Genomic DNA, 21,379 nt, shown 5'->3' on the forward strand with positions numbered 1-21,379 from the left:
CAGGCCGACGCCCGGCGCAGCGCGCCCTGCCGGCGCGACGTCAGTGGCCAGCCGGGGGCGCGCAGGACGTTGCACATGCCCTGTCTCATGGCAACACTGGCATGCCAACCCTTGGATGTTCATGATACTATGATCTATAGTAACGAACCAGGCGATCGCCAGGTCGGCGATGCGGCCACAGATCAGGCGGCCCATCAGGCTCAGCAATCCATCGCCTGGTTGACGCGCAGCGCCTATCCGCGTACCATAGGTGAAGCCTTGAGCAAACTAATCGTGGAGCAGAGGATCATAAAGGTCGACAAAAGTTGCTTTGGCTACATGTTGATCAAAGGGCAAAATTGAACACCGCTTTTTCTGCATCAGGAAGCCACAGAAGAGGTATAACCGCGTGACCGACACCAAAGTTATCTACTCGATGATCCGGGTGAGCAAGATCCACCCGCCGAGCAAGCAGGTCCTCAAAGATATCAACCTGTCCTACTTCTACGGCGCGAAGATCGGCGTGATCGGCGCCAACGGCTCGGGCAAGAGCTCGCTGCTGCGCATCCTCGCCGGGGTTGATACGGACTTTATCGGCGAGACGGTGATCTCGCCCGGCTACACGATCGGCTTCCTGGAGCAGGAGCCGCACCTCGACGACGCCAAGACGGTGCGCGAGATCGTTGAGGAGGGCGCGGCCGAGGTGGTCGGCCTGCACAAGCGCTACGACGAGATCAATGAGAAGTTCGCCGAGCCCGACGCCGACTATGACGCGCTGCTCGCCGAGCAGGCCGAGGTCCAGGAGAAGCTCGACCACCTCGATGGCTGGGATATCGACAGCAAGCTCGACCTGGCCATGGACGCCCTGCGCTGCCCGCCCGGCGACGCATCGGTGGCCGTGCTCTCGGGCGGCGAGCGCCGCCGGGTGGCCCTCTGCCGCCTGCTGCTCAAGTCGCCCGACATCCTGCTGCTCGACGAGCCGACCAACCACCTCGACGCCGAGTCGGTGGCCTGGCTGGAGCGCCACCTCCAGGAGTATAAGGGCACCGTCATCGCCGTGACCCACGACCGCCACTTCCTGAACAATGTGGCCGGCTGGATCCTGGAGCTTGAGCGCGGCGTCGGCATCCCCTGGCGCGGCAACTACTCCAGCTGGCTTGAGCAGAAGCGCCAGAAGCTCGCCAGCGATGAGAAGTCCGAGAGCCAGCGCCAGAAGGCACTCCAGCGCGAGATGGAGTGGATCAGCATGTCGCCCAAGGGCCGCCACGCCAAGGGCAAGGCCCGCATCACCGCCTACGAGCGCCTGCTCAACGAGAGCCAGGACCAGCAGGACCGCGAGCTGGAGATCTTCATCCCGCCCGGCCCGCGCCTCGGCGATATCGTCATCCGCGCCGAGGGCGTGGCCAAGGCCTACGGCGACCGCCTGCTCTACGATAACCTCAGCTTCGACCTGCCCCCCGGCGGGATCGTCGGCATCATCGGCCCCAACGGCGCCGGCAAGACCACGCTCTTCCGCATGGTCGTCGGCCAGGAGTCGCCCGATGGCGGCAGGCTCACCGTGGGCGAGACGGTGACGGCGGGCTATGTCGACCAGAGCCGCGACAGCCTCGACGGCCAGAAGACGGTCTGGGAGGAGATCTCCGGCGGCCACGACATCATCATGCTCGGCAGCCGCCAGGTCAACTCGCGGGCCTACGTGTCGCGCTTCAACTTCGGCGGCTCCGACCAGCAGAAGCTGGTGGGCACGCTCTCGGGCGGCGAGCGCAACCGCGTCCACCTGGCGAAGATCCTCAAGTCGGGGGCCAACGTGCTGCTGCTCGACGAGCCGACCAACGACCTGGATGTCCACACGCTGCGCGCCCTGGAGGAGGGACTGGAGAGCTTCGCCGGCTGCGCGGTGGTGATCTCCCACGACCGCTGGTTCCTCGACCGGGTGGCGACGCACATCCTGGCCTTCGAGGGCGATAGCCAGGCCTTCTGGTTCCCCGGAAGCTACTCGGAGTATGTGGCCGACTACCGCCGGCGCAAGGGCGTCGAGGCCGACCGGCCGCACCGGATCAGCTACAAGAAGCTGGTGCGCTAAGGTGATTGCAGATTGCAGATTGTAGATTGTAGATTGGCTATGCCAAATCTACAATCTACAATCTGCAATCTGCAATGGTGATTGCAGATTGCAGATTGCAGATTGCAGATTAGCTGTGTCAAATCTGCAATCTGCAATCTGCAATCTGCAATTCTGAAACCCGCCCCGATAAAATAAAAGTCTCAGGAGGACAGCTCCCTCTCTGAGACGTCTCTCTAACAAAGCTGTTTGAAGGTGCAGTATGACGAACGCCCCAGATCAGATCTACGTCATCGGCCATATCAACCCCGACACCGACTCGATCGTGTCGGCGGTCGGCTACGCCTGGCTGCTCCAGCAGGAGCACCCCGACCAGCGCATCACCGCCGCGCGGGCCGGCCAGCTCAACCCGCAGACGACCTGGCTCTTCCACCGGCTTGAGGTTGACCCGCCGCCGCTCCTGGCCGACGCGTCGCCGCGCTTCTCCAGCGTCTCGCACCGCTACGACACCACCACGCCGGACAGCCCGCTGCGCGAGGCCTGGACGATCGCCAACCGCACCGGCGGCGTGGCCCCGGTGGTCAACCCCGACGGCACGCCCTTCGGCCTGGTGACGGTGGCCAGCCTGTTCAACTTCCTGCGCGAGAAGGTGGGCATCCACGAGCGCGGCGCCGACCTGCGCGTCTCCGACCTGCTCACCCACCCCTGCCGCGAGGCCTGCGACACCGACACGCCGCGCTTCCCGGCCGCGGGCCGCATCCGCGATGTGCTGCCGCGCATCCTGCGCGAGGAGCGCGACGAGTTCCTGGTGGTGGACGACCAGGGCTGCTACGCCGGGATCTGCCGCCAGCGCGACGCGATGCGCCCCCGCCGCCACCAGATCGTCCTCGTGGACCACAACGAGTCCGGCCAGGCCCTCGGCGCGCTGGACGAGGCCGATGTGATCGAGGTGCTCGACCACCACCGCCTGGGAAACCCGGCCTCGATGGTGCCGATCAAGTTCACGGTGGACACGGTGGGCAGCACCAGCACCCTGGTGACGGAGCGGATCTCGGACGCCGGCCTGAGCGCGCCGCCGAAGATCGCCGGCATGCTCCTGGCCGGCATGATCTCCGACACCCTGCTCTTCACCTCGCCAACCACCACCGACCGCGACCGCAAGGCCGCCGAGCGGCTGGCCCGCTGGGCCTTCATGGGCGGCTCGCCGCTGGCCGGCGAGACGATCGAGAGCTACGGCCAGCAGATCCTGGCCGCCGGCGTCGATCTCTCCTCGCGCAACGCCGCCGACCTGGTGCAGACCGACTTCAAGCGCTACGAGTCGGGCGGCTTTAAGTTCGCCGTCTCGCAGATCGAGCTCTCGAACTTCACCCAGCTCGACGAGCGCCTGGCGGAGCTGCGCGGCGCCCTGGAGGGCATGCGCACGGCCAACGGCCTCGACTTCGTCGTGCTGATGGCGACGAACGTGGTGGCCAGCTCCAGCCGGCTGCTGCTCACCACCGACCTGCCGCAGCTCGACAGCCTGCCCTACCCGCGGCGGGTCGACGGCACCCGCGCCGCCGACGGCGTCGTCTCGCGCAAGAAGCAGCTGCTGCCGCAGCTGCTCAGCGCCCTGGAGGGGTGATCGACGTGTAAGGGCGGAGCAGCGCCGCGCTGCTCCGCCCTTACGGGTGCCATGCGGCACATGTCTACGGCATGAGCTCGGCGCCCAGCCGCCCGAGCTGCACGCGGTAGGCGGCGGGCTGCTCGGGGTGCTCCTCGAAGCGGTTGCGCTCGAAGTACTGCACCCGCCGCGCCCCGCCGCCCAGGTCCTCGTCGAAGGGCTCGCTGATCGGGAAGCCGAAGACCGCCAGCCCGCCGCTGCGCTCCCAGTAGGCCCGGAAGGGCGGGCAGAGGCTGTGGCCGGTCTCGGGGAAGTAGCGGCACTGGCCGCTCGGCGGGCCGCCCACCGTCGGCAGGCCGCGCCAGTCGATGCCCCGGCGGGCCAGGCTCTCCACGCCGAGCAGGCCCAGCTGCACGTTGTAGGGCGGCCGGTTCTCCGGGTGGAGCTCGAAGCGGTTGCGCTCGAACCACTGCACCCGGTAGCTGCCGCCGTCTGCGCCCTGCTCCACCCGCTCCGCGCTGATCGGGAAGCCGAAGATCGCCAGCCCGCCGCCGCGCTCCCAGTAGCCCAGGAAGGGGTCGCGCAGGCTCTGCCCGGTCTCGCCGAAGCTGCGCGAGCGCCCGCTGAGCTGGCGCACATAGATCGGCCTGCCGCTCAGGCTCAGGGATGCCGCGCGCCCGGCCAGGGCACCCTCGCCGCCGTCGCGGTCGATCAGGGCCGCGCTCAGCCCCGCCGTCAGCGGGAAGCTGGCCGAGGCCGGCGCGCCCAGCGACCAGAGCACATCCACCGTGCTGCCGTCGCCCAGGTCGAAGCGGTAGTCGGCCAGGGAGCCGGGGCGGTGCAGGGGGCCGGTGCCGCGGTAGCGGGCGAACTGGAGCTGGGCCACCATCGCGCCGTAGGCGATGTAGGCCGGCTTGGGGCTGAGGTCGTCGCGCACGATCGCCGCCGGCCCCCAGGGCTGCTGCCCGCCGCCGAACTTATCCTCAAGCTGGAAGTAGCTCACGTGCTCGACGCCGGCCGCCGCCGCCAGCACGAAGCTGCGCACCATGTAGTCGGCCTGCTCCTGCTCGCTCTTGGCGAACTGCGGCGCGCAGCTGCCGCCGCAGGTGCTCCAGCCCATCTCGCTGATCCAGATCGGCTTGCCGCCGCCGCGCGCCGCCGCCCAGCGCTTGACCAGCTCGATCCGGCCTGGGATGGTCACGTCGAAGCGCTCGCGCGGGTTGATCAGGCTCGGGTCGTCCGGCGCGTGGTCGATCAGCCAGGGGTGGATCGAGATCACGTCGAAGCTGTCCCAGCCGGCCAGATCGACCACGCGGTCCATGAAGCCGGACTGGCCCACGGCGTCGAAGGTGTAGACCCCGCCGTTGAGCACGGTGGCCGTCGGGTCGGCGGCCTTGATCGCGTCGTGGGCGAGCCGCAGCATCTGGGCGTAGGCCCCGGCGTCGGCGCGGGGCAGCCAGGTGCCGTCCAGGTCCGGCTCGTTCCAGATCTCCCAGGCCGCCACGCGCGGCGAGCCGGGCGCGTCCTTGTAGCCGTCGCCATCGTAGCGCTCGACCACGCCGGCGGCCCAGCGGGCGTAGGCGGCCATATCGGTGGGCGCGCACCAGTACTCGGGCTGGTTCGTGTCCTTGGCGTAGCGCACGCAGGCCGGGTCGCGGTACTGCTTGGGCGTGGTCAGCAGCATGCCGATGATGCCGACCCCGGCGTCGGCGATCTGGCCGAGGCGCCGGTCGTAGAAGCGGTTGTCCTCGCTCGGCCCCCAGGCCGCCCACGAGATCTCCTCGCGGCTCCAGCGCGCGCCGATCTGGGTGGCCATGCCCAGCAGGGCGGTGGCCTCGGCGTCGCCGCGCTCGCGGCCGGTGAGGTACATGTTCAGGCCGAAGAGCGAGGGCGGCAGCCCCGGCTGGCGCGCGGCCCCGCTGGCCGGCGAGCTGGGGATGAGCAGGGCGAGCAGGGTGAGCAGGGTGAGGATGGAGAGCAGCGTGAGTCGTTTCATAGCGCCGGGATTGTACCACAAGTCCTTGTTATGTTGACCAAAACGACCAGCGGAGCTGGTCGTTTTGGTCAACATAACAAGAGATCTCGGGCGCTGCCGCCCTAAAGACCGATGTTGGTTTGGGGCACTATGCCAGCTTCGCTGGCATAGTGCCCCAAACCAACAAGAGTTCTCGGGGGCCTGCGGCCCCTACACGCCGCTGAAGGCGCTGAAACCGCCGTCGACCGGCACCACCACGCCGTTGACGAAGCTCGCGCCGGGGCCGCAGAGCCAGATCAGCGCGCTCACCAGCTCCTCCGGCTCGCCGAAGCGGCCGGCCGGCGTGTGGCCGATGATCGTCTGGCCGCGCGCCGTCGGGCTGCCGTCATCGTGTACCAGCAGCGCCCGGTTCTGCTCGCCCAGGAAGAAGCCCGGCGCGATCGCGTTCACCCGCAGGCCGGGGCCGTGCGCGCGGGCCAGGGTCACGGCCAGCCAGCGGGTGAGGTTGTCGATCGCGGCCTTGGCCGCGCCGTAGCCCAGCCCGCGCGTGATCGCCCGCGCCGATGCCATCGATGAGATGTTGACGATGCTGCCGCGTCCGGCGCGCGCCATCGGCTCCGCGAAGACCTGGGTGGGCAGCAGGGTGCCGTGCAGGTTCAGGTCGACGGTGCGCTCGGTGGCCTCGACTTCAGCCGCCAGCTGAGGCTCCTACGCTCATAGGTTAACCCAAGGCGTATTCGCGCTAACAAATACTTATCGTCGATAATGAGCGGCTCGACCGCAGGGCTCTCAAGCTCGCCCTCTCCTGATCGCTCAAGGATCTGATGTGTCACATCTTCTGATGCCAGGCTTAGGTCGAGCTGTGGCTGTGGCCGGGCTGAGTCTTGGGTCTTTTCGGAGGCTTAGCAGCCTGTCGGAGAGAAGCCTGAACCCGGAAGGCTGGTGCTACACTTTGCGCAAGATCGAGCGGTAGAGCATCTCGCCGGCCTTGGGTACGAACAGCACCCCCTCATCCTCGCGGCCCCGCCACTCGGCCAGGTCGATGCTGTCCGGGTCGCGGTAGCCCAGGGCCAGCCGCGCGCAGTCGGCCGGCGAGAGCCGGGTGGCCAGGGTCACATCGATCCGGCCGCGCTCAACCCCGCCCACATAGGCCCCGGCCCCGCGCAGGTGGGTGCTGTGGGCCAGCACGCCCAGCGGCACGTGGCTGAAGCGATCCCACTGGGCCAGGAAGTAGTCGCGCACGTGGTAGCCCGCCTCGTAGATATACCTGCCGTGGACGTGGCTCACCGTGTCGAGGTGCGGCGCGTAGACGATCACCTCGCCGCCGTCGGCGATCGCCGGCTCCAGCTTGTACATGGCCTTGGCGGCCGTCCACAGCTCGTCGTACATGGCCGGCGCCCAGGAGAGCACCCGCGTGAGCGGCCTGTCGAGCCAGCGGATATGCCGCTCGGACGAGAGGGCGGCGGCGGCCCGCCAGGCCTCGATCAGGTCGCCCACGAAGACCCCGGCCAGATCATTGCCCACCACCACCAGCCCCGCCAGGGTGACGGGCGTGGGCAGCATGCCGGCGGCGGCGTGGATCATCTGGCGCACCGGCGTCTCGGCGACCCCGATGATGTCGAGGATGCCTGCCAGGGCGCCGAGCCAGTGGGTGACATTGATCATCTCCGGGCCGGAGATGCCGGGGAAGAGGTACTTGGCCCCGCCCGAGAAGCCGGCCACCTCGTGCGGGAAGGTCGGCCCGATGATCAGGATCTGGTCATACTCCAGCGCCCGCCGGTTGATCCGCACCGCCACATCGCCGCCCAGCGAGGGGTGCCAGATCTCCCCGGCGATCTCCTGGATCTGCTCCTTCGTGATCGTCCCGATCTGCGCCAGGTCGCCCGGGCTGTCCCATCTGTGGTTGAGCAGGCCGATGTGGCGGTAGGCCCCCGCGCGCTCCTCGGGGGTGATGCCGACGAGCCGCAGGATGTGGGCGTCGTCCAGGGGCGGGTGGGTGCCCAGGGCGACCATGAAGTCAAGCTGGCGGGTGTCGTGGAGCAGCCCGGCGACCATGCGGAAGAGCTTGGGCAGCGGCAGGGTGCGGGTGTGGTCGGGGATGAGCACGAGGGCGCGGGCGCCGGCGAAGCGCCCCCCCAGCCCACGGGTGAGGGCCGCCGCAACCGCATCGTCGTCGAGGGTCTGTCCGGGGCCGGCGCTGGCCTGAGAGATCAGCATTGGTCTTCTCCTGATAAGGCTGATCGCGGGGCAGGGATGCGATCAGTATATGTGATCTCCTGGCCGCGCGTCAGGGCATGTGCAAAGTCCTGAGCACCCTCGGCTGGCGACTGAAGTCGCGCCGGCTGGGCGCGTTGCGCCGGGCGTCGGCGCAGGCCGACGCCGATCCGCCCACGAAGGTGGGCGGTCGGCCGCAGGCCCCCCGCGACGCGGCTTCAGCCGCCAGCGACGTTGCTCATGCTCTAGCCCGCGCGGCGTCGCCCTTGACTCGCCCTATGAGCCGGGGTACGATCATGAGCATGAGCACTGCAAAACGTATCGTGATCACCGGCGCCACCGGCGTCATCGGCCGCAAGCTCTTCGCCGCACTGACGGATCGCGGCTACCAGACCATCATCTTCTCACGTAGCCCCGAGAAGGCCCGCGCGACCCTGCCCGGCGCCGCCGAGTATATCCAGTGGTCGGCCGACGAGAGCGGGCCGTGGGCCGCCGCCATCGACGGCGCCCACGCCGTCATCCACCTGGCCGGCGCGCCCATCGCCGAGGGCATCCTCGGCCAGCGCTGGACGCCCTCGGTCAAGGCGGCCATCCGCAACAGCCGCGTCATCGGCACGCGCGGCATCGTGAGTGCCATCGGCACCGCCCAGAGCCGCCCGCAGGCCCTCCTCTGCGCCTCGGGCGTGGGCTACTACGGCTTCTGCGACGACACCCCGCTCGGTGAGGACGCCGCCCCGGGCGACGACTTCCTGGCCCAGGTCTGCGTAGATTGGGAGGCCGAGGCCGCCCGCGCCGAGGGGCTCGGCGTGCGGGTCGCGCGCATCCGCACCGGCCTGATGCTCGACCCCGAGGCCGGCGTGCTGCCGCAGATCATGATGCCCTTCAAGATCTTCACCGGCGGCCCCGTGCTGCCCGGCAGCCAGTACTACTCCTGGATCCACCCCGCCGACCTGATCGGCATCTATATGCTGGCCCTGGAGGACGAGCGCGCCAGCGGGCCGATCAACGCCGTCGCCCCCACGCCGCAGACCAACCGTGACTTCGCCAGCACCCTGGGCAGGGTCATGGGCACGCCCTCCTGGCTGCCCGTGCCCGGGTTCAGCCTGCGCGCCATCCTCGGCGAGATGGCCGACCTGGTAGTGTACGGCCAGCGCGCCCTGCCGAAGCGGGCTCAGGCCCTCGGCTATACGTTCCGCTACCCCCAGCTTGAGGCCGCCCTGCGCGATCTGCTCTCAACATAATGCCCTTCGTGTCCGCGACCTTTCTGTGCCCAGCAGGCACCATCAGTTTTTTGTGGGAGAGCGAAGCTCTCCCACACCCTCACCGTGCGCAGTTTCGTGTTCACCTTCTCATCCCGCTCTCACGCCAACTTAAAGCCTTGTTTAGGCGGCTGTCTCATACTGCTATCAGCGCGAGATGCCACAGCTGTCAGCGCACAGCTTGTCTATAGCAGCGAGGGAACAGCATATGGAGTCTACGAACCGCCTTGGCCGCATCCTCCTCGTCTTCGCCGTCGTCCTGGCCGTCTTTATCGGCATCGCCGGCGGCGCCGTCGCCGGCGGTGCCGCAGCCTACTATATGGTCCAGCGCAACCTGATGACGCAGGCCGTTGTCGCCCAGCCGGTGATCGCGCCGGCCGCTGCGCAGAGCGCGCCCCGCCAGCCGTCCGCCGCAGGCGCCGCCGAGTCCACCTCCGACGAGATGGTCACGGCCGTGCAGAAGGTGGCGCCCGCCGTCGTGACGGTGCTGAACACTGGCCCGCAGGGCAGCGGCAGCGGCAGCGGCGTGATCATTAGCGACAAGGGCTACATCCTGACCAACAACCACGTCGTCGAGGGCGCCAGCCAGCTCGCCGTGGTCTTCAACGACGGCAGCCGGCGTGACGCGACGCTGATCGGCACCGACCCGCTGAGCGACGTGGCCGTGATCCAGGTGGGCGGCCAGCTGCCCGCCGTCGCCACCGTCGGCGACGCGGCGGCCCTGCAGCCCGGCGAGCAGGTGCTCGCCATCGGCAGCCCGCTGGGCAACTTCCGCAACACCGTCACCGCCGGCGTGGTCAGCGCCCTGAACCGCTCGGTCGGCCCGATGGAGGGCCTGATCCAGACCGACGCGGCGATCAACAGCGGCAACAGCGGCGGCCCGCTGATCAACCTCAGCGGCGAGGTGGTCGGCCTGAACACCCTCGTGGTGCGCAACGACCAGCTCTCGTCCTCGGCCGCCCCCGTCGAGGGCCTGGGCTTCTCGGTGCCGAGCACCATCTTTAAGGGCGTGGCCGAGCAGCTGATCGCCAGCGGCAAGGTCTCCTACCCCTTCCTGGGCGTGAGCTACCTGCCGATCGATGGCAGCATCGCCGCCGAGCTGAACCTGCCGGTGCAGAGCGGCGCGCTTATCCAGAGCAGCCGCCAGGGCGTGCCCGCCGTCCAGCCCGGCACCGCCGCCGCCCGCGCCGGCCTGCGCGACGGTGACATCATCACCGCCATCGACGGCTCATCCCTCGACGGCGACACATCCCTGCGCCAGCTGCTGCTCCAGCACCGACCGGGCGACACCGTCACCCTGACGGTGCTGCGCAACGGGCAGGAGAGCAGCGTCCAGGTGACGCTCGGCGAGCGCGACCCGAACATGTAGGCCGCCCGTCGCCCGTATGGCGAGGCCCGCCATCGCGCATCACAATGCGCGATGGCGGGCCTTTCTCATGATCGTATCATCTTTCCGTCAGCTCTTTGTGAAGTTGTGGTATAATCCTCCGCGGCCACCCAGTTGTGGCCACTCTACCAAGAACGTAGAACATGGAGGAACGATTGAGGTCTACGCGCACCTACTTGCGATGGTCGCGGCTGGCCCTGGCGCTCCTGACCTGCACCCTACTCATCGCAGCCACCACGACCTATGCGGCCGGTTCCGGTAGCCCACAACAGCGAACCTCTACCGCCAGCCTGCTAGAGTACAATGGCGTGCTTAGCCTGGCGGATGGAAGTGTCGCTCTCGCCGCAGACGCCGCTGCCGCGCCTTCTCTTCTCGGGGCCTTCCGCCGCTCCGGCACCCTCATCGCCGAGCCGCCCACCCCTCTGCTGAACGCCACCCGTATCAGGCTCTCCTACGACGCCAGCATGCCACAGGGGACCTCCCTGCGCGTTGATCTGCGCGCCAGCCTCGACGGCGCTCGCTGGCTGCCCTGGATCGTCGGCGTGCCCTCCGGCACCGTCGCTGGGTTTCCCGTCGCCGCGCAGCGCGTGCAGTACCGCCTGACTCTGATGGGCGACGTCGGGCTGAGCCCGGTGGTGCGGAGCGTGACGCTTGCGCCGACGAGCGCCCCGGCCACCTACGAGGCCGCCGCGGCCGACCCCTACGCCGTGGCGCCCACCTTCCGCATCAGGGCGACCCGCCAGGGCATGATCGGCGGGCGCACCGCCAACGGCTTTGTCATCCCGCCCCACGCCCGCTTCGTCTCCCTGCCCTGCTGGTGCGCGCTCTCAAGCAAGGGCGGCGACGAGTACAAGGTGCGGATCACCTACCGCGGCCGCAGCACCGTCGTCCCCGTCTACGATGTCGGCCCCTACAGCGCCCGCGACGACTACTGGAACATCCAGCGGGCCGGCTACCCCGACCTTGAGCGCGGCTGGCCGATGGACCACGCCGCCTACTACGAGGGCTACAACGGCAAGCAGGCCGACAAGGGCTATGTGCGCTTCCCCAGCGCCATGGACGTGGGCGACGGGGCGTGGATCGACGACCTGGGTATCGTCGGCGACCAGGCCGAGGTCGAGGTAACGATGCTCTGGATGGGCGCCGACCCGGCGGACGGCGCGCCTCAGCGCGACCCGAACCTCCCCGAGCAGGTCGTGGACGAGCTGGGCGGCGACTTCTGGCACAGCAGCCCGGACATCGGCGTCAGCGCGGTGGGCTGCGGCTATGGCCGCCACGCCTACCAGGCGAAGACGGTGTCCGACCCGAATCAGAGCAAGCTCGTGACACGCTGGCAGCCGAATCTGCCCACCGCCGGCGACTACGACCTCTACGTCCACGTGCCGATCTGCCCGAGCAAGCGCGCGATCACCAGCGCGGCCCGCTACGTCATCCAGCACCGCGACGGCGCTGTCGAGGTCGCAGTGGACCAGTCATCCCAGACGGGGTGGGTACACCTGGGGCGCTTCCCCTTCGCGGCCGGCGGCGATGGCTTCATCCAGCTCGGCGACCTGGCCGGCGACGCGGGCGCGACCGTCTGGTTCGACCAGGCCAAGTGGGTGCGCTGAATCACTGAGGCGCTGAATCACTGAGGCGCTGAATCACTGAGGCACTGAGCATCAGCTCAGTGCCTCAGTGATTCAGCGCCTCAGTGGTCTAATCCTCGCTCTTCTCCTGGATCACATAGAGCAGTTCGAGGAGGATGTTCTTCACGCTATCGCGCTCCGACGCCACGCAGGGGAGCACCTTGACGTGGGGCGGCTGGCGCAGAGCCAGGCGCAGCTCATCAGGCGACCACGCGTTCGGGCGATCCTGCTTGTTGGCCGCGATCACATAGGACGTGTCGCGGTACGAGACGAAGAAGTCGATGATCCGGTTCGTCTCGCGGAACGTCTCTGGGCGCGTGCTATCGACCAGGATGACCAGGCCGAGCATGCCCTCGGAGAGGATCTCCCACATGAAGTCGAATCGCTTCTGACCGGGGGTGCCGAATAGGTGCAGCACCAGATCATCGGCGATGGCGATACGGCCGAAGTCCATCGCCACCGTCGTCTCTTTTTTGATCATCTTGGTATCATCGGTCGCGCGCCGCTCGGTAGAGACGACCTCGATCTCGCTGATAGCCTTAATGAACTCGGTCTTGCCCGCGTTCACCGCCCCACTGATGACCATTTTTACCGTCTGCACACCAGCCCTCCGCTACGTCCGTTACGGTGCTATGCCCCGGCTGAGCAACATCGGCTACATACCACGGATACGATTGATGATGCGGTTCACCAGGCTCTTTTTCACCCTTGGCGGCTCCGCTCCCTGCGCTCCGCGCGACCCAGCCATCGGCCGCGGCTTCTTCATGACATCCACCAGGCCTGCGGTCAGGAAGCCGTAGACTATTCGGCAGACATCGAAATCGCTGAGGCTTGTCTTCTGCGCGATCTCGGCGAGGCTATCCTTGCCGTTGATTCTCGCGAAGATCCGCCACTCCTCGGGCGCCAGCTTCACGCCTTTGGCCTTCTCGCCTGGCTGATCGATAAACTTAACGATCATATCGGTGGATGGGATGCGGTCTTTAATCCGCCCCCACTCATCGATCCGCCGCACGCCCTCCATGATCAGATTCTCGACCGACACCGGCACTGGCATGGTTGGCGAGTCGGCGTCGGGGCGCTGGTTCTGCTCGAAGCGGAACTCACCCTCGGGCCAGCCAAACAGCCCGTAGACCGACTCTTCGGTGTGGGTCATCAGCCCGGTCTGAAGCTGCTCCTGATCCGCTATCTGCTGGTCGATGATGACCTGCATCAGGGTCGCCCCATTGCTGCTTGAGGTGAGCGCCTGGCGGGCCTTGTCGAGCTGGGCCTGCTCTATCAGCCCCAGACGAACCAGCAGGTCGGCCTTCTCGTCCTCGGGCTTTCGCGAGGCCAGAACCAGCTTGCCCTTCTCAAAGAAGAGCAGGGCCGTCTCTTGCTCGTGAGTCAGATGCAGGCCCCCGGTCTTATAGCCCCGGTCGACCAGATAGAGAAAATCGGATAGGCCGAAGTCTCGGATGTTGCCAACCAGGGCCATTGCGTTCCCTCCGCGGGGAGCTTCTCTGCGAATAAGAGGATCTGTTGTGTCGAGAGCGCCACGGGCGCGCTACGTCACGTGGACAAGGCCAGCTCGTGCTCGGGAACTGCGACACGATGGGCTGTGATGCCGTCTGCTGCGAGCACCGGCACAAGCGCGGCGATAGCGGCGGCGATCATGGCGTCATCTGGCTCGCGGGTGGTTAGGTATTGTGTGGACAGGGTTGGCGCGAGCAGGCGACGAACCCATGATCGATGATAGTGCGCCGCGGCGAGCCGCAGCGCCTCAAGGGCGACGGCGGCGACCAGGGGGATCATCACGATCCGGGCGCCGATGCGCTGCCAGAGCGGGAGACCGCTCACCGAGAGAAATATCACGAAGCCGATCAGGGCGGTGACCACCAGGAAGCTGGTGCCGCAGCGCGGGTGGATCCGCGTGAAGCTGCGCACCGATTCGACCGTCAGCGGCGCCCCGGCCTCATAGGCGTTGATCGCCTTGTGCTCGGCGCCGTGGTAGCCGAAGACGCGCTGGATGTCGCGCAGGCGGCTGATCGCGTAGATGTAGCCGACGACCAGGGAGAGGTTCAGCGCGCCTTCGATCACCTCGCGCAGCAGGAGCGGCGCGCCCATACGGCTGGCCATATTTGCGATGAGCGAGGGCAGCACCACAAAGATGCCGATCCCGATCGCCATGGCCCCGATGAATATGGTGCCTTGCACGAGTGGGGATATCTCCTCCTCCTCGTCGCCGATCACCACGCTCGTGGAGAAGTCGAGGGCCTGCTTGCCGATGGAGAACGCATCGCGGAGGCCGACGAGGCCGCGGATGATCGGGAGCTTCATCCACGCGGGCCGATCCTCGCCGCTGATCGGGATATGCTTCAGCGCCAGATCACCGTTGGGACGGTGAACCGCAACCGTCGCCTGGCGGCGGCCGCGCATCATCACCCCTTCGAGGACGGCCTGGCCGCCGTACGCAAATCGCTGTTCGTCCATGGGCCCTGTTCTGTAAGAATATAGAGGCTGCCGCTGGCATGCAGTGCCGAGGGCGACAGCCTACCTTCTCTATCATACCACGTTCAAAGGGTTTACGACAATAGCTAACACCCACGGGCTGTGTGTGGTCGGCTCGCCCTGTTGGTACAGCCTACACGATGAGGCGATCCAGAGTATAACCGCCTAGCGGTTGTCGCCGGCCTGATCGGAGGTGTCGCGACGCGCGAGCGTTGTCGCGGCGGCGCGCACGCCGGTGACGAGGCTGGAGACACGGATGATCGGCGAGACGACGCGCTCAGCCATAAACGTGGTGGTCTGTGTCGCCGTGCTGGCGCTGTCGCGCACATTGCCGGCCAGGGCGCGCGTGCTATCGAGCACCTCGTTCAGCTTCACCATTGCGTCGTCGACCTTTGGCATGACGTTTGTCTTGGCGACCTTGTTGATCTGGTTGACGGCGTAGAGCACGGCGAACAGCAGGGCTATCGTCAGGATCGCGCTAATCAGCTGGAACACTGATACAACGACGATGAAGATATCGCGCGCGCCGGCGCGGAACTCTGCTGGGGCAAACGCAGAGCCTACCATGAAGGCGATCAGCAGAACAGTGAGCGTCCCAACCCCAATACCAACCCATTTAAGCACAGGCTCGCTCCTCTGTGTGCGGTGGCGCGACAACGCCTGCCGACAGCGACATATCCAGCACCGGCCAGGTGATTTACGGCTGTATGATGGGGCCGATTATATCATACTCGCAGACGCGAGACAAAAATCAGCAGGAGCCATGCCGCGAGCACCGACTCGAGGATGGGGACGCCGGCAGGTGTGGGGAGGTTGAGGGGGAAGCGCAGCCCGAGGCCGTAGGTGATCAGGCAGCCCACGACGGCGGCGAGCCAGAAGATCGGCAGCTGGCGCCAGGCCCGCCCCAGCAGCACGTGGGCCAATGCCGCGCAGGCGGTGGCGATCAGCAGGATCAGGATGGATGCGGGGGCCATGCCACTCATGGAAGCTCCGGTCGCGCGATCAGGCCGCCGCCGATCACGCGGTCGCCGTCGTAGAGGACGGCGGCCTGCCCGGGGCTGATCGCCCGCAGCGGCTCGTGCAGCCGCACGGTCAGCCGCCCGTCGGCCTCGGGCGTCACCTCAGCGGGCGCGGCCGCGCCGTGGGATCGCACCTGCACCTGGCAGCCGAACGGCGCCTCCGGCCAGTCGCCTGCCACGAAGCTGCTACGTTCCACGTGAAACTCTTTGCGGATCAGCGCCGCCGCCGGGCCGACCACCAGGGCGTTGCGCGCCGTGTCCAGGGCGGTCACGTACAGCGGCTCAGCGCCCTGGATCCCCAGCCCCCGGCGCTGGCCGATCGTGTAGAGCGGCAGCCCACTGTGGCGGCCCACCTCGCGCCCGCGCTGGTCGACGATCGGGCCTGGGACGAGGCGCTCCGGCACCTCCTCGCGCAGCAGGTTGCGGTAGTCACCCCCCGGTACAAAGCAGATGTCCTGGCTCTCGGGGCGGTCGGCGCTGTCGAGCCCGCGCTCCTCCGCCATCGCCCGCACCTCGGCCTTGCGGTAGCCCCCGATCGGGAACATTAGCCGAGCCAGGTCCCGCTGCTGGAGCATGTAGAGCATGTAGGACTGATCCTTCTCGGGGTCGGCGGCTCGACGAAGTTCGTAGGCAGGAGGCGGGAGGCAGGATGCAGAATCGACCGCCCCCTGCCTCCTGCCTCCTGCCTCCTGCCTCCTCGCATAATGCCCGGTGGCCACGTACTGGTAGCCGAGCTGGGCGGCGCGGGCGAGCAGGGCGCGGAACTTGATCTCGCGGTTGCACTCCAGGCAGGGGTTCGGCGTGTAGCCCTGGGCGTAGGCGTGGATGAAGCTGTCGATCACGTGGCGCCGGAACTCCGCCTGGTAGTTGAAGACGTAGTAGGGCACGCCGAGCTGGGCGCAGACCCGCCGGGCGCTCTCGGTCATCTCCAGCGAGCAGCAGAGGCTCTCGGCCAGGCGCTCGCCGTCGCCCTCCCAGAGGTGCATCGTCACGCCGATCACCTCGTGGCCCTGCTCGTGCAGCAGGGCCGCCGCCAGGGAGCTGTCTACCCCGCCGCTCATCGCGACAATAATCTTTGCCATGGGCGCATTATACCGTCAGCCGCAACCTCTCGCCACAGCGCGACGTGGCTGCGCAGGGCTGCGGCAAAGTCCCTGCCCCCGGCTGGCGACTGGAAGTCGCGCCACTGATGCGCTGCGCGCCGGGCGTCGGCCTGCGCCGACGCCGGATCCGCCCACGAAGGTGGGCGGTCGGCCGTAGGCCTCGCGGGTGCGAGCTCACTCGCCCGCTGTGGGCCTGTGGAATGTGCCGGGCAGCGTATCTGAAGCCGCGCCGCGCCTACCCCGCTGCGGCCAGCGGCAGGTAGACGCTATTGCCGGAGGGGTTGGGCGTGGCGGACGTGCCCGCGTCGCGCACCAGGCGCACGTAGTTGTAGATGCGGATGGCGTCGCCCTGCGGCCCGTGGCCGGTCGGGTAGTCGGCAGGGTCGCCGAGCTTGGGGTCGCTGCGCTGCGCCCCCGCGCCGTGGACGTCGACCCAGCTGCCGTTCATGTAGCCCAGCGCCCGGCCGAAGGCGACGTACGCGCCGTACGTGCCCGGCGTGGTTAGCCAGTTCGCGTGGGTGGTGCCGCTCCAGTAGAAGGGGAAGTCGGCCTGCCCCGCCTCGTTGGTGATGCCCGTCGTCGTGAACAGCGCGTCGATCGCCGCCGAGCCGGTGGTGTTGGGCGAGCGGGTGTAGTCGACCAGGCTCTGCAGCTCCTTGACATTGGGCAGCCGCCAGTCGCTGTGGCCGAGGTAGCTCTCCTCGTTCTGCGCCTGCACCCAGGCCAGCGCCTGCTCCCAGCTCATCCCCGCGCCGCTATCGTCCTGCGCCCACATCAGGCCAGTGGCGCTGTCGGTGATCGTGCCGTCGCTGTTGTCGGCGAAGGCGTTCTGGCCGTAGCTGGTGTTGCCGCGTACGCACTGGACGAAGAAGGTCTTGTCCCGGCCGGCCAGGGTCAGGCCGTAGCCTTTGATCCGCCCGTCGGCGAAGTTGACGCCGAACAGGGTGCTGCCGCCATCGTTGCCGGTATTCGCGACATAGAGCGTGCTGCTGGCATACTGCGAGTCGATGATCCGCTCGCCGGCGGTGGTGTCGCCGTAGGCGAAATCAAAGTACGCGGTGTCGATGAACGGGGTCAGGCTGGATGTATCGGTGCCGTTGTAGCCACTGGGGTCGACGCCGGTGAAGAGGATCAGCGAGTAGAGCTGCTTAATGCTCGGCAGCTGCCAGTCGCTCTGGCCGGCCAGGCTCAGGCTCTGGCAGTAGCTGCCGGCCTGGGCGTAGGTCAGCTTATCGCTCGCGTTGATCGTGCCGTCGCCGCTGGTGTCGGGGCTGCGCTGCCAGATCAGCCCGGTGACAGTGTCGGTGGTCGTGCCGTCGCCGTTATTGGTGTAGCTGGGCGCGTTGCCGGCGAGCTGCGCGTCCTGGCCGTAGAAGGCTGAGCCGCCGGCAGGGCAGCTGATCGCCGCGCCCACGCTGTTGTAGCACGTGGTCTGCCCGGTGTCGATGATCGGGTAGCCGCTCGTCTGCGCGCTACTGGTCTGGGGCTGCGCCGTGCATCCGATCACCAGGGCAAGGATCGCGAGGGCGCCGATCATCACAAAGAGGGCGGTGCGGCGGGACGTGGTGGTCATCTTGGGTACCTCGGGTTGTGCTATCAGGCTTGACGTGTGTCTTCTCGGCCAGTCTACGCAATCTCGCCGCCCCCCAACAGTAGCGCCGATCATCATCTCGCGTGACCGGGCGTGCGCGACTGCACTCCCGGCAGTGACAATTGTCACCCTGCCGCGGGCAAAACCGTGACGGCGATCAACGGCCGCCGCCGGGCGCCTGTGCTATGATCCGAGACATGATCGAAGAAGACTCCCAAGCGAATATCGCTGTCTTCCTGCCGCTGATAATGGCGCTCTGGATGAGCTACCTGCTGGGGCTGGCGCTGGTCGATCACAGCTTCTACCCGCGGCCGATCTTCCCGCCGCGCTACTACCTGCTCCACGGGCTCGACGCGCTGGTCGGGCTGGGGCTGGTGCTCTGGCCGCAGGCGCGCGCCTGGCTGGGGCGGGCCTACGTGCCGCTGCTGATCGCCATGATGTCGGTGGTCCCCGTATTCATCGCCCAGATGACCACGATGCAGCTGCCGCCTGGCCCGGCAAGCAGCCCGGAGAGCGTGCTGCTGCGCACCATGCCGCCGCTCTTTATGGCCCTGGTGCTCACCGCCTGGCAGTACGGCTGGCCCGCAGTCATCATCTATACCGTCGGCGTCGCCCTGTGCTCGCTCGGCCCGCAGCTGCTCTTTGCTCGGCCCGCCGCCGCCGGGCTGCCGCCGTCGCTCGCCGTGGTGGCCATCGAGACGATCAGCTTTCTGGTGGTCGGCTACTTCATCAGCGCGCTGATCCGGCAGCTGAGGAGGCAGCGGCAGGCGCTGGCTCAGGCGAACGCGCGGCTGACCGACTACGCGGCGACGCTGGAAGATCTTACGATTAGCCGCGAGCGCAACCGTATGGCCCGCGAGCTGCACGACACCCTGGCCCACACCTTGAGCGCGCTGAGCATACAGCTGGAGGCGGTCGGCGCCTACTGGGAGGTAGACCCGGCGGCGGCGCAGCGGATGCTTGACACGGCCATCGGCGCGACCCGCTCGGGCCTCCAGGAGACCCGGCGGGCGCTGAAGTCGCTGCGGGCCAGCCCGCTCGACAACCTGGGGGTGAGCCGGGCGCTCCGCCAGATCGCCGACGAGGCCGCCGCGCGGGCGGGCCTGCGGCTGGAGCTCGATCTTCCCGATCATCTGCCCGCCCTGCCGGCAGCCCTGGAGCAGTGCCTCTACCGGGTGGCCCAGGAGGCGACGGCCAATGTGGCCCATCACGCCGACGCCCAGACGCTGGCGCTGCGGCTCAGCGCCGACAATGGCGCGATCACGCTCCAGATCCGCGATGACGGGCGCGGGTTCATCCCCGAGCGGGCGGCGGCGGCGGGGCACTTCGGCCTGGCAGGCATGCGCGAGCGGGCGCAGCTGCTCGGCGGCGCGCTGACCATCATCAGCCAGCCGGGGCGTGGCACCACTGTTCAGCTAGACATAAGGGACGCGACTGATGAAGGTGCTGATCTGCGATGACCAGGCGCTGATCCGCGACAGCCTGGAGATGCTGCTGCGGCTGGAGCGGGATATTGAGGTGGTCGGGCTGGCCCAGGATGGGGCCGATGCCATCGAGCAGGCGGCCCGGCACCAGCCCGATCTGGTGCTGATGGACCTGAAGATGCCGGGCATGAACGGCATCGAGGCGACCCGCCAGATCCGCGCCCGCTGGCCGCAGATCCGGGTGCTGGTGCTGACTACCTACGACGATGACGCGTGGCTCTTCGACGCCATCCGGGCCGGGGCGGCGGGCTACCTGCTCAAAGACACCCCGCGCGCCGAGGTGATCACGGCGGTGCGCGGCACGGCGGAGGGGAAGGCCTTTGTCGACCCGGCGGTCGCCGGCAGGCTGCTGGGCCAGCTCGCCAGCCAGCAGACCCAGCCGTCCACGCAGATCACTGATCGGCTGACCGGGCGCGAGGTGGATGTGCTGCGCCTGGTGGCGCGCGGCTTCAGCAACGCCGACATCGCCGAACAGCTGCATCTCTCCGAGGGGACGGTGCGCAACCACGTCAGCGCCATCCTCGCCAAGCTGGGGCTCGCCGACCGCACGCAGGCGGCGCTGATCGCCATGCAGCACGGCTTGGGAGGCTGACAGGGTGACGAGGAGGGGCGGCTCGCGAGCCCCGCCCCTCCCTGTCACCGGTCAGGCGACTGCGCCGCGACCGACGCCACCCGCACGCGGGCGGCTCCGGCATCCCGCAGCGCGTCGGCGATGGCCGTGTGGCCGCCGGGCGGGGCCAGGGCGATCATCACCCCGCCCCAGCCGGCCCCGGAGAGCTTGGCCCCCGGGGCGCCGGCCGCGCGGGCCGCGCCCACCAGCCGCTCCAGCTCGGGCGAGGAGACGCCGATCTGCGCAAGCAGGACCTGGTTGGCGTCCATTGCCGCGCCCAGCCCGGCCAGATCCCCGGCGGCGAGGGCGTCCCTCACGCGCAGCACCTGCTCGGCCACGGCGTCGAAGAGCGCCTCGTAGGCGGCCGGGTCGGCCTGCCAGCGCGCGCGCACCGCGCCCACCGGCAGGTGGGTGGCGCTGCGCACCCCGGTGTCGCCCACCACCAGCGTCAGCGGCGCGCCGATAGCGACGCCCTCGATCCGAGGGCGCTCAGGGGGCCGGCGCTGGAACCAGACCGCCCGCTCGTAGGCGATCACGGTGTTGTCGATGCCGCTCGGCGTGCCGTGGTAGCGCGCCTCGCTGGCGTACACCAGGGCCGACACCTCGGCCGGCGCCAGCTCGCGGCCGGCGGCGGCGGCCAGGGCGCGCACCAGCGCCACGCCGATCGCCGCGCCGCTGCCCATCCCGCTGGCGATCGGGATGTCTGAGCGCAGGGTGATCGTCAGGTCGGGCTCGGGCGCGCCGAGGCTGGCCAGCGTGGCGGCGGCCAGCTCGCTCATCGGGTGCTGCGGGTCGTCGGCCGGCGCCCAGGACTCGCCCAGGTCGGGGGCCGCGAAGCGCAGCCCGCTCCCCTGCGCACTGGAGGACGCCTCTGCGTAGGCCCGCACATCGCCCAGGGGCAGGGCGATCGCCGGGCGGCAGTAGACGACGGCGTGCTCGCCGCAGAGGATGATCTTGGCGGGGGCTGATGTCTTGATCATAGAA

18 protein-coding genes and 1 pseudogene are annotated in these 21,379 nt (G+C 68.3%); 8 read left to right on the plus strand and 11 right to left on the minus strand.

Going from position 1 to position 21,379, the window contains the following annotated elements; translation table 11 throughout:
• The 3 genes from K2Z83_RS08950 to K2Z83_RS08960 all read left to right on the plus strand — a co-directional run.
• A partial coding sequence (locus tag K2Z83_RS08950; RefSeq protein ID WP_220594834.1) for a hypothetical protein occupies nucleotides 1-342 on the plus strand: 342 nt, incomplete at its 5' end.
• Between the two features lie 46 nt (nucleotides 343-388).
• Nucleotides 389-2,062, plus strand: coding sequence for an energy-dependent translational throttle protein EttA (ettA, locus tag K2Z83_RS08955; RefSeq protein ID WP_220594835.1), 1,674 nt, complete (start codon nucleotides 389-391; stop codon nucleotides 2,060-2,062).
• 241 nt (nucleotides 2,063-2,303) lie between these two features.
• Nucleotides 2,304-3,662 (plus strand): DHHA2 domain-containing protein, encoded by a 1,359-nt coding sequence (locus K2Z83_RS08960; RefSeq protein ID WP_220594836.1) that lies wholly within the window; start codon nucleotides 2,304-2,306, stop codon nucleotides 3,660-3,662.
• A gap of 64 nt (nucleotides 3,663-3,726) precedes the next feature.
• Here K2Z83_RS08960 and K2Z83_RS08965 read toward each other — a convergent pair whose 3' ends face one another.
• The 3 genes and pseudogenes from K2Z83_RS08965 to K2Z83_RS08975 all read right to left on the minus strand — a co-directional run bounded on the left by K2Z83_RS08965 (nucleotide 3,727) and on the right by K2Z83_RS08975 (nucleotide 7,833).
• Nucleotides 3,727-5,637, minus strand: coding sequence for a glycoside hydrolase family 5 protein (locus tag K2Z83_RS08965; protein ID WP_220594837.1), 1,911 nt, complete (start codon nucleotides 5,635-5,637; stop codon nucleotides 3,727-3,729).
• A 189-nt stretch (nucleotides 5,638-5,826) separates the two neighbouring features.
• Nucleotides 5,827-6,297: pseudogene (locus K2Z83_RS08970) on the minus strand (SDR family oxidoreductase); the annotation flags it as partial.
• Nucleotides 6,298-6,561: 264 nt separating this feature from the next.
• The gene (locus K2Z83_RS08975; RefSeq protein ID WP_220594838.1) at nucleotides 6,562-7,833 is read right to left on the minus strand and encodes a lactate racemase domain-containing protein; all 1,272 of its coding nucleotides are present in this window, start codon (nucleotides 7,831-7,833) and stop codon (nucleotides 6,562-6,564) included.
• Between the two features lie 299 nt (nucleotides 7,834-8,132).
• Here K2Z83_RS08975 and K2Z83_RS08980 point away from each other — a divergent pair, with 299 nt between their 5' ends.
• From K2Z83_RS08980 to K2Z83_RS08990, 3 genes are all read left to right on the plus strand, one after another.
• Nucleotides 8,133-9,071, plus strand: coding sequence for a TIGR01777 family oxidoreductase (locus K2Z83_RS08980; protein WP_220594839.1), 939 nt, complete (start codon nucleotides 8,133-8,135; stop codon nucleotides 9,069-9,071).
• Between the two features lie 226 nt (nucleotides 9,072-9,297).
• Entirely contained in the window at nucleotides 9,298-10,458 is a 1,161-nt protein-coding gene (locus K2Z83_RS08985) for a S1C family serine protease (protein WP_220594840.1), read from the plus strand.
• Nucleotides 10,459-10,940: 482 nt separating this feature from the next.
• Nucleotides 10,941-12,083: a hypothetical protein gene (locus K2Z83_RS08990; protein WP_220594841.1), complete on the plus strand. Its 1,143-nt coding sequence runs from the start codon at nucleotides 10,941-10,943 to the stop codon at nucleotides 12,081-12,083.
• Nucleotides 12,084-12,171: 88 nt separating this feature from the next.
• On the opposite strand, the gene K2Z83_RS08995 is transcribed toward K2Z83_RS08990, so the two are convergent.
• From K2Z83_RS08995 to K2Z83_RS09025, 7 genes are all read right to left on the minus strand, one after another.
• Nucleotides 12,172-12,702 (minus strand): ATP/GTP-binding protein, encoded by a 531-nt coding sequence (locus tag K2Z83_RS08995; protein WP_220594842.1) that lies wholly within the window; start codon nucleotides 12,700-12,702, stop codon nucleotides 12,172-12,174.
• A gap of 54 nt (nucleotides 12,703-12,756) precedes the next feature.
• Complete coding sequence (locus K2Z83_RS09000) at nucleotides 12,757-13,575, minus strand: DUF4388 domain-containing protein (protein ID WP_220594843.1); 819 nt, start codon at nucleotides 13,573-13,575, stop codon at nucleotides 12,757-12,759.
• 74 nt (nucleotides 13,576-13,649) lie between these two features.
• Nucleotides 13,650-14,570, minus strand: a complete 921-nt coding sequence (locus K2Z83_RS09005; protein WP_220594844.1) for a DUF1385 domain-containing protein — start codon at nucleotides 14,568-14,570, stop codon at nucleotides 13,650-13,652.
• Between the two features lie 183 nt (nucleotides 14,571-14,753).
• Nucleotides 14,754-15,212, minus strand: coding sequence for a hypothetical protein (locus K2Z83_RS09010; RefSeq protein ID WP_220594845.1), 459 nt, complete (start codon nucleotides 15,210-15,212; stop codon nucleotides 14,754-14,756).
• A gap of 101 nt (nucleotides 15,213-15,313) precedes the next feature.
• Entirely contained in the window at nucleotides 15,314-15,562 is a 249-nt protein-coding gene (locus tag K2Z83_RS09015) for a hypothetical protein (RefSeq protein ID WP_255603600.1), read from the minus strand.
• A 5-nt stretch (nucleotides 15,563-15,567) separates the two neighbouring features.
• A complete protein-coding gene (gene mnmA, locus K2Z83_RS09020; RefSeq protein ID WP_220594847.1) occupies nucleotides 15,568-16,689 on the minus strand; it encodes a tRNA 2-thiouridine(34) synthase MnmA in 1,122 nt (373 codons plus the stop codon).
• Nucleotides 16,690-16,945: 256 nt separating this feature from the next.
• A complete protein-coding gene (locus K2Z83_RS09025; protein ID WP_220594848.1) occupies nucleotides 16,946-18,283 on the minus strand; it encodes a DUF1566 domain-containing protein in 1,338 nt (445 codons plus the stop codon).
• Nucleotides 18,284-18,498: 215 nt separating this feature from the next.
• Between K2Z83_RS09025 and K2Z83_RS09030 the strand changes: the two genes are divergently transcribed.
• Nucleotides 18,499-19,761, plus strand: a complete 1,263-nt coding sequence (locus K2Z83_RS09030) for a sensor histidine kinase (RefSeq protein WP_220594849.1) — start codon at nucleotides 18,499-18,501, stop codon at nucleotides 19,759-19,761.
• Nucleotides 19,739-20,377 carry a response regulator transcription factor gene (locus K2Z83_RS09035; RefSeq protein WP_255603604.1) on the plus strand — a complete coding sequence of 213 codons (639 nt, stop codon included), beginning with the start codon at nucleotides 19,739-19,741 and terminating at the stop codon, nucleotides 20,375-20,377. Before K2Z83_RS09030 ends, K2Z83_RS09035 begins: the two co-directional genes overlap by 23 nt.
• 44 nt (nucleotides 20,378-20,421) lie before the next feature.
• Here the strand turns inward: K2Z83_RS09035 and mvk are convergent, their stop codons facing one another.
• Nucleotides 20,422-21,375, minus strand: a complete 954-nt coding sequence (gene mvk / locus K2Z83_RS09040) for a mevalonate kinase (protein ID WP_220594850.1) — start codon at nucleotides 21,373-21,375, stop codon at nucleotides 20,422-20,424.
• Nucleotides 21,376-21,379: the final 4 nt, after the last annotated feature.

Source organism: Oscillochloris sp. ZM17-4, assembly GCF_019599295.1.
Classification (GTDB): domain Bacteria; phylum Chloroflexota; class Chloroflexia; order Chloroflexales; family Chloroflexaceae; genus Oscillochloris.

Bases quoted from the DNA above. Each gene is read 5' to 3' on its own strand.
- K2Z83_RS08960 (WP_220594836.1), top strand. From the start codon at position 2,304: ATGACGAACGCCCCAGATCAGATCTACGTCATCGGCCATATCAACCCC.
- K2Z83_RS08965 (WP_220594837.1), bottom strand. From the start codon at position 5,637: ATGAAACGACTCACGCTGCTCTCCATCCTCACCCTGCTCACCCTGCTC.
- K2Z83_RS08975 (WP_220594838.1), bottom strand. From the start codon at position 7,833: ATGCTGATCTCTCAGGCCAGCGCCGGCCCCGGACAGACCCTCGACGAC.
- K2Z83_RS08980 (WP_220594839.1), top strand. From the start codon at position 8,133: ATGAGCACTGCAAAACGTATCGTGATCACCGGCGCCACCGGCGTCATC.
- K2Z83_RS08985 (WP_220594840.1), top strand. From the start codon at position 9,298: ATGGAGTCTACGAACCGCCTTGGCCGCATCCTCCTCGTCTTCGCCGTC.
- K2Z83_RS08990 (WP_220594841.1), top strand. From the start codon at position 10,941: ATGCCACAGGGGACCTCCCTGCGCGTTGATCTGCGCGCCAGCCTCGAC.
- K2Z83_RS09000 (WP_220594843.1), bottom strand. From the start codon at position 13,575: ATGGCCCTGGTTGGCAACATCCGAGACTTCGGCCTATCCGATTTTCTC.
- K2Z83_RS09005 (WP_220594844.1), bottom strand. From the start codon at position 14,570: ATGGACGAACAGCGATTTGCGTACGGCGGCCAGGCCGTCCTCGAAGGG.
- K2Z83_RS09015 (WP_255603600.1), bottom strand. From the start codon at position 15,562: ATGGCCCCCGCATCCATCCTGATCCTGCTGATCGCCACCGCCTGCGCG.
- mnmA (WP_220594847.1), bottom strand. From the start codon at position 16,689: ATGGCAAAGATTATTGTCGCGATGAGCGGCGGGGTAGACAGCTCCCTG.
- K2Z83_RS09025 (WP_220594848.1), bottom strand. From the start codon at position 18,283: ATGACCACCACGTCCCGCCGCACCGCCCTCTTTGTGATGATCGGCGCC.
- K2Z83_RS09030 (WP_220594849.1), top strand. From the start codon at position 18,499: ATGATCGAAGAAGACTCCCAAGCGAATATCGCTGTCTTCCTGCCGCTG.
- K2Z83_RS09035 (WP_255603604.1), top strand. From the start codon at position 19,739: ATGAAGGTGCTGATCTGCGATGACCAGGCGCTGATCCGCGACAGCCTG.
- mvk (WP_220594850.1), bottom strand. From the start codon at position 21,375: ATGATCAAGACATCAGCCCCCGCCAAGATCATCCTCTGCGGCGAGCAC.